Origin of the sequence: Micromonospora sp. NPDC049580 (genome assembly GCF_040675595.1) — a bacterium.
In the GTDB taxonomy this organism is placed as follows: Bacteria; Actinomycetota; Actinomycetes; order Mycobacteriales; family Micromonosporaceae; genus Micromonospora.
Genome location: NZ_JBFAPG010000369.1, coordinates 1 through 6,449 on the forward strand (window position 1 = coordinate 1; position 6,449 = coordinate 6,449).

General features: G+C 68.7%; 7 protein-coding genes and 3 pseudogenes. 2 read left to right on the forward strand and 8 right to left on the reverse strand.

What is annotated here, in order from left to right; all coding sequences use genetic code 11:
• Positions 1 to 40: 40 nt before the first annotated feature.
• Positions 41 to 1,114 carry an alkene reductase gene (locus AB0J68_RS24170; protein WP_363940547.1) on the reverse strand — a complete coding sequence of 358 codons (1,074 nt, stop codon included), beginning with the start codon at positions 1,112 to 1,114 and terminating at the stop codon, positions 41 to 43.
• A gap of 217 nt (positions 1,115 to 1,331) precedes the next feature.
• On the opposite strand from AB0J68_RS24170, the gene AB0J68_RS24175 reads away from it, so the two are divergent.
• Positions 1,332 to 2,240: an oxidoreductase gene (locus tag AB0J68_RS24175; protein ID WP_363940548.1), complete on the forward strand. Its 909-nt coding sequence runs from the start codon at positions 1,332 to 1,334 to the stop codon at positions 2,238 to 2,240.
• A gap of 132 nt (positions 2,241 to 2,372) precedes the next feature.
• Here AB0J68_RS24175 and AB0J68_RS24180 read toward each other — a convergent pair whose 3' ends face one another.
• On the reverse strand, positions 2,373 to 2,546 hold the full coding sequence (locus tag AB0J68_RS24180; protein ID WP_354859676.1) for a hypothetical protein: 174 nt from the start codon (positions 2,544 to 2,546) through the stop codon (positions 2,373 to 2,375).
• Position 2,547: 1 nt separating this feature from the next.
• The gene (locus tag AB0J68_RS24185) at positions 2,548 to 2,766 is read right to left on the reverse strand and encodes an IS3 family transposase (protein ID WP_355066032.1); all 219 of its coding nucleotides are present in this window, start codon (positions 2,764 to 2,766) and stop codon (positions 2,548 to 2,550) included.
• 560 nt (positions 2,767 to 3,326) lie between these two features.
• On the opposite strand from AB0J68_RS24185, the gene AB0J68_RS24190 reads away from it, so the two are divergent.
• A complete protein-coding gene (locus AB0J68_RS24190) occupies positions 3,327 to 4,067 on the forward strand; it encodes an MIP family channel protein (RefSeq protein ID WP_354859675.1) in 741 nt (246 codons plus the stop codon).
• Here AB0J68_RS24190 and AB0J68_RS24195 read toward each other — a convergent pair.
• The 5 genes and pseudogenes from AB0J68_RS24195 to AB0J68_RS24215 all read right to left on the reverse strand — a co-directional run.
• Entirely contained in the window at positions 4,057 to 4,443 is a 387-nt protein-coding gene (locus AB0J68_RS24195; protein ID WP_355066035.1) for a hypothetical protein, read from the reverse strand. The genes AB0J68_RS24190 and AB0J68_RS24195 overlap by 11 nt on opposite strands.
• A gap of 377 nt (positions 4,444 to 4,820) precedes the next feature.
• Positions 4,821 to 5,093, reverse strand: a pseudogene (locus tag AB0J68_RS24200) (transposase family protein); the annotation flags it as partial.
• Positions 5,094 to 5,481: 388 nt separating this feature from the next.
• Positions 5,482 to 5,817, reverse strand: a complete 336-nt coding sequence (locus tag AB0J68_RS24205; RefSeq protein WP_355065845.1) for a hypothetical protein — start codon at positions 5,815 to 5,817, stop codon at positions 5,482 to 5,484.
• Positions 5,814 to 5,966, reverse strand: a pseudogene (locus AB0J68_RS24210) (IS5/IS1182 family transposase); the annotation flags it as partial. The pseudogene AB0J68_RS24210 and the gene AB0J68_RS24205, both read right to left, overlap by 4 nt.
• A gap of 71 nt (positions 5,967 to 6,037) precedes the next feature.
• A pseudogene (locus AB0J68_RS24215) lies at positions 6,038 to 6,187 on the reverse strand (IS6 family transposase); the annotation flags it as partial.
• Positions 6,188 to 6,449 lie beyond the last annotated feature (262 nt).

Here is a 6,449-nt window from a genome sequence, read left to right on the forward strand (position 1 = left end):
CCGGCGGTCACCGGCCGGCCCGGACGGTTCGCCGCCGGGCCTACTGCTCCAGCGTCGGGTAGTCGGTGTAGCCACGCGGGCCCGGCGTGTAGAAGGTGCTCTGGTCCGGCTCGTTCAGCGGCGCGCCGATCTCCCACCGGCGGGGCAGGTCCGGGTTGGCCAGGAAATTCCGGCCGACCGCGATCAGGTCGCCAAGGCCACCGTCGACGATGCGCTCCGCGTCCGCCCGGGTGGTCACCGAGGCGAAGCCGTCGTTGGCGATGAACGGACCCCCGAACCGGCGCCGCAGGTCGACGATCAGGTCGCTCGTCGGGTCGGCCAGGGCGTGCAAATAGGCCAGGCCGAGCGGCGCGATCGCGTCGACCAGCGCGCCATAGGTGGCGGCCACGTCGGCCGCGTCCTCCTCCACCACGCCCTGGATGTTGTGCGAGGGCGAGATCCGGATGCCGACCCGGTCGGCGCCGACCGCCTCGACGACGGCCCGGGTCACCTCGATCACCAGCCGGGCGCGGGCCTCCGGGGAGCCGCCGTACCCGTCGGTCCGCAGGTTGCTCGACGGCGCCAGGAACTGGTGCAGCAGGTAGCCGTTGGCGGCGTGCAGCTCCACCCCGTCCAGGCCGGCATCGACGGCGTTGCGCGCCGCCCGGACGAACTCCTCGACGATCCCCGGCAGCTCGTCGCCGCGCAACTCCCGCGGCACCGGGTACGCCTTCATCCCGTCGCGGGTGAAGATCTCGCCCGGGGCGGCGATGGCACTGGGCGCCACCGACTCCAGGCCGCCCTTGTTGTCGGGGTGGCCGATCCGACCCACGTGCATCAGCTGCATGACGATCTTTCCGCCGCCCGCGTGCACGGCGTCGGCGACGGCCCGCCAGCCCTCGACCTGCTCGGCAGAGTGGATGCCCGGCGTGTCCGCGTAGCCCTGGCCGACGGCACTGGGCTGGGTGCCCTCGGTGATGATCAGGCCGGCCGAGGCGCGTTGGCCGTAGTAGGTCGCGGAGATCTCCTGCGGCACCTGACCCTCGCCCGCGCGGTTGCGCGTCAACGGTGCCATCACGATCCGGTTGGTCAGTTCCAGCTTGCCCAGGGTGAACGGGCTGAACAGGGCTGTCATCGTGTCTCCGCTTCGTCGTCGAACGGACGTCTTGGGTACGCTGGCGTCCCGGCACTGATCAACTGGATAGCTCGGCCGACGATTCCCGGACGCGCCGTGACGCACGTCTCGGACCCTGGCCCCGTCGGTCCCAGGATGGGTGGGACCTGGTTGCGCCCGCCCGAGGCGGGCACCGTACGAGGTGCCGGCGGGCGCTCCGACCGGCGGAGGAAGAACCATGATCGGCGACAAGCTGCCCGGTGGCACCTACCGGATGGGTGACCTCACCGTCACCCGGTTCGGCTACGGCGCCATGCAACTGGCCGGCCCTGGCGTCTTCGGGCCACCCAAGGACCGGGCCGCCGCCGTCGACGTGCTGCGCGCGGCCGTCGAGTTGGGCATCCGGCACATCGACACGTCGGACTACTACGGCCCGTACGTCACCAACGAGAGCATCCGGGAGGCGCTCGCGCCGTACCCCGACGACCTGCACATCGTCACCAAGGTCGGTGCCCGCCGCGACGAGCAGGGCGGCTGGCCGCCAGCGCGGACGCCGGCCGAGCTCACCCAGCAGGTGCACGACAACCTGCGCCGCCTCGGCCTGGACGCGCTCGACGTGGTCAACCTGCGGGTCGGCGGCATGAACTCGCCCGAGCCGGGCTCGATCGCCGAGCAGTTCGGCACGCCCGCCGAGCTGCGCGAGCGGGGCCTGATTCGGCACCTGGGGCTGAGCACGGTCACCGCCGAGCAGCTCGCCGAGGCGCAGTCGATCGCCCCGGTGGTGTGCGTGCAGAACTTCTACAACCTGGCCAACCGGCACGACGACGAGCTGGTCGACGGCACCGCCCGGCAGGGCGTCGCCTTCGTGCCGTACTTCCCGCTGGGCGGCTTCTCCCGCTTGCAGTCGGACGTCCTGGAACGGGTCGCGGAGGGCCTCGGGAGCACGCCGATGTCCGTCGCGCTGGCGTGGCTGCTGCACCGCTCGCCGAACATCCTGCTCATCCCCGGCACGTCCTCGGTCGCGCACCTGCGAGAGAACATCGCCGGCGCGGCCCTGGACCTGCCCGCCGACGCGCTCGCCGCACTGGACGCGGTGCGGGTGATCCGGGCCGTACCGAGCACTTACCCGATGGATCGATGCTGTTGATCGGTTCGATCTTCCGGTCAGCGGTAGACGTGGCAAGGGTTGCCGATAAAGCCAAGGCGCACCGGGACCGCACGTCGCGGCATCCGGTCCCGGTACGGAATCGGTCTGTGGCCTCTCGTCGCACGGAGTTGACTAGCGCTTATTGGATCGAGCGGCGATGATGGCAGCGATGAGCATTGCTAGTCCTATCGCCCCGATGGCCAGTAGCACTTCCTCAACCGAGGACTGGTGCTCGGTGATGTCGGTGACCCACAACTGGTTCGGCCCGTTGCGGGTGAACTGCCGGTTGACCAGGTCGAGTGCCACGTCATCGCGTTTGGCTCGCCGCCATTTCGGCCGGCCCATGGCGCCCACCAGTCCGGCACGGCGAATGGAGCATCTCCACGGCACCGTGACCGACTACGATCCCTCGCCCCAGACGCAGCTCAGCGTGCACTCGTCGGGCACCGTAGTTGGCTCGCGACTGCTGATGGATCTCGGTAATCAGCCCGGTAAGCCAGGCGTGCCGCACCGCACGCGCCGACATCGGCCGGGTCAGCCACTCGTAGTAGCCCGACGTCGACACGTCGTCCACCCGACACGCCACCTCTACCGGAACGCCTTCGGCGGCCCTTCTTAAAACACAAGGTAACCAACCCCTCCGGCAAACCGGGGGAACCTCAGTCGCGGTGGTTTCGCCGCCTAAGCAGCCCGGCGTACGAGTCGCAGCAGGGTGAGAGCGCGGAGGGCGTCGGCTCGGGAGATGGGCTGGTCGTCGTCGGAACCACAAGGTCGGTGACCGGCTGGTGGGGTTGGCAGGTCCGTGAGTTTTGGCGGCTTAGCGTTCGATTGCCTGGGACAATGTCTGTATGCAGGGTTTCGAGCGTGCGGACCGCAATCAGCGAGGCAAGCCCACCGTGACGGATGAGCTGCGCGGCCTCAGGGCCACGATCTCGGCCGCCGATGACCAGGGACCACCAGCTATCTGCTGGCGAAGATCAGCGACGTGATCATCGGCTTGTGGATCAGTGAATGTGAGCAGCAAACCAGCATCGCCACTTTGGTCCGATCCAGCTTCGGCCAAGGGACGGCCTGAGGAGGAAGAGCATGCCACCACGAGGAGAGGTCACCCCCACACGCCCCCAGGCAGTGGCGGGAGCCGCCGTCGCCGAGGTGGTGGGGACATTCATGCTCACCTTCTCCGGTACCGCCACCCTGCTTGCCACCCACAAGCTTCACCCCCTCGCGGGGATGAACGAGGTGGCCATCAGCCTGGCCTTCGCCCTGGGCACTGTGGCGGCCATCTACGTGTTCGCCACGGTCTCGGGCGCTCACATCAACCCGGCCGTCACCGTGGCCCTCGCCACGGTGAGGGAGTTTCCCTGGCGGATGGTACCGGTCTATATCGTCGCTCAGTTGATCGGCGGGACCTTGGCCGGGCTGATGAACTGGTTCATGTTCGGGAGTCGGCTCCGGACGGCCCTGGTCCTTGGAGCCACCAAGCCCGGCCCGGGCGTCGGGTGGGGCACGGCACTGTTCACCGAGATCGTGATCACTGCCGTGCTGTTGGTGGTCGTCATGGCCACCGCGGTTTATCATCGCTCTCCCGGAGGGGCGCTGCCCGCCGGGCTGGCCATCGCGTTCTGGATCGGGGCAGCGATCTTCCTGGCCCTTCCGGTCTCGGGAGGTTCGTTGAACCCGGCCCGGACCCTGGGCCCCGACATCGCCGCGGCCTCCTTCCCCTACTGGTGGGTGTACCTGGTCGGCCCGGTAGTGGGCGCGGTGGCCGGAGCAGTCTTGTGGAAGTTCGTCCTATCCAAGGGGCAGCTCGAACAGGTCACTCACTAACGACCTCGTGCACAGTTGGTGGCGCGATGATGAGCGCGTCTCGGCGAACGTAAGGTGCGGCGGGTAGTGCCCTACGCCGCCGGGTGGTGTTCTCGCTGCGGCCGGTGTGTTGGTGGTCGGACAGGAGGCCGGCGATCGCGCGGATGGTGGTGTCGAAGGACTCCCGCCGGCCGTGGTAGCGGCTGAGGATTCGCCAGTTCTTGAGGTGTCCGATGGCGTGCTCGACCCGGATGCGCTGGGAGGAGTGCCGTTTGCGGGCCGCGTCGTGGGCGGCGATGACACTCGGTGGCAGGGAGGTTTGACGTTTGCGTGGCTTGGGTCTGGGGGTGATGACCGCGCCGTTGGTGTCGGTGGGCGAGGCCCTGGTAGCCGGCATCGGCGAGGATCTGTGCGTCCAGTGGCGCGTTCAGGAGAAGGTCGACCAGTCCGGCGGTGCGGGCCTGGGTGATGTCGTGCATCGACCCGGGGGCGTGTCTCGCCGCAGAACAGCAACCGCCCGAGCGGATCACAGATCACCAGGGCTTTCATGGTGTTCAGCCGGGCCTTGCCGGACACGAACCGGTCCCGGCCCGCTCGGCCCGCGACCGGACGGCGCACCCGCACTTCGGTGGCGTCCATCAACGCCTGCGGGTGGTGTCCGAGGTGGGCCACCACGTCGGAGAGGGTCCGGAGCCGGACACCGTCGCGTACCCGGCAGCCGCGCTCGGCCAGCAGGGGGCTGATCTCGGCGATGCTGCGGCTGATCGTCGAGCGATGCACCCCGAACCAGGCCGCGATCACGTCGTGGGTGAGCCCGTGACGGAGATGGACCAGCGTGGCCAGCAGCCGATCCACGAACCCGGACCGGTGCCTGGCACCTGCTCCGATCCGGCGACGGCGTATCCGCGAGGCGAGCCGGTCACGGTGCTGAGCCCGCCACCGCGGCCTCAACTCGCTGACCAGGCCCTCAATCACTGAGCGGGACAGGCCCGTCAAACGCCGGTTGGTCATGATCGCAGCGCCCACCATAACGCGAACAACGATCATCGATGCTCAAGGATTCGCTACTGTGCACGAGGTCGTTAGGCCGATGGACTCGTCGTAGTAGGTGGTGACCGCAGGCCCGCTGACCCTCAGGTCGCCGTCTCGGTCGAGCCGGAGTTTCGCCCAGCCGCCAGCTTGCGTCGAGGCGTGCGAGCCTAGGGTAAGGCCGAGGGTGCCACCCACTGCCGTTTCCACCTGGTTGCGTGTCATGCCGAATTTCAGCGGGCCGACGCTCAAAGGGGATGTACGACCATGAGAGCCGCTGCTCCTCGGTGAGCACGCCCCACACGTCCGGTGTCAGAGGGCGGTTCGGAGTGTTAGGTCCGTTTCTCGGCGAGGGTGAATACTCCGGGTTCGTCTTCGGTGAGGATCTGGCGGTTGAGCATGCGTTTTAGCTTCGCGCGGGTGCCTTCGACGTGTTTCGGTGAGGGCTCGACGCCGAGGGCGAGGCAGATGCCTTTGGCGCGCATGCCCGTGGGTGCGGTGCCGAGGACATGCAGGATCTGCTGGTAGGGGGGGCGCTGGCGATCGTCGGATCGTCGGCGGTGAACTCGGTGGTGGCGAGGGTGCGCAGGGTGGTGCGGGTGGTGGCCAGGTCGGCCAGTTCGCTGTCGAGGCGGGCGAGTTCGCCGGTGAGGGTGGTGATCTGCTCGCGGAGTTGGTCGGTGTGCTGGCGTGCGGTGGTTTCGCGGTCGGCGATCAGGTCGAGGACGGTGGGAAGGTTCACCGGTGCCGCCAGGAGGGTGTGCTGGTTCCGGTCAGCCGGCGCACGATGTTCGCCGTTGACGCCCACAGGGTGCGTGACACCGAGGATTCTGGTCGGCTCTCGTACTCGCGCACGAGGCGGCGGTGCAGCATCAGGGTGCCGTTGACTTGACCTTGACGTAAGTCTCGTCGACGAACCACCGGTCACCGGGCGAGTGGCGAGCGAACCGGGCCACGTCTGCCAGCAACGGGGTGAACCGTTGCACCCACCGGAAGACGGTGACGTGGTCAACCTCGACACCGCGCTCAGCCAGGAGCTCCTCCACGTCCCGGTAGGAGAGGTTGTAGCGCAGGTACCAGCGGACCGCGACGACGATCACCTCCGCGGGGATCCGGAACCCGGTGAACGCCGACTTCGGCGGCGACCAACGGCGACGACGGCTCGACAGCTGCACCCGTCAAGCGTGCCTGGGTCCCCGGACACGGGCAACACAACAGGCCCGCTCACCGACACCGGACAGGGGCGAGGGCTTCCGGTCGTGCCGCCGGGGCCGGCGCCACTGCCGACGTTGCCTCCACCTGCGGGTCAGGCGCCCGATGGCGTGTTGTTCGACCTGGCGCGTCCCGATGCCGTCGGGCGGGTTACCGCCCGAC

Bases quoted from the DNA above. Each gene is read 5' to 3' on its own strand.
- AB0J68_RS24170 (WP_363940547.1), bottom strand. From the start codon at position 1,114: ATGACAGCCCTGTTCAGCCCGTTCACCCTGGGCAAGCTGGAACTGACC.
- AB0J68_RS24185 (WP_355066032.1), bottom strand. From the start codon at position 2,766: ATGTCGGCGCGTGCGGTGCGGCACGCCTGGCTTACCGGGCTGATTACC.
- AB0J68_RS24190 (WP_354859675.1), top strand. From the start codon at position 3,327: ATGCCACCACGAGGAGAGGTCACCCCCACACGCCCCCAGGCAGTGGCG.
- AB0J68_RS24175 (WP_363940548.1), top strand. From the start codon at position 1,332: ATGATCGGCGACAAGCTGCCCGGTGGCACCTACCGGATGGGTGACCTC.
- AB0J68_RS24195 (WP_355066035.1), bottom strand. From the start codon at position 4,443: ATGCCGGCTACCAGGGCCTCGCCCACCGACACCAACGGCGCGGTCATC.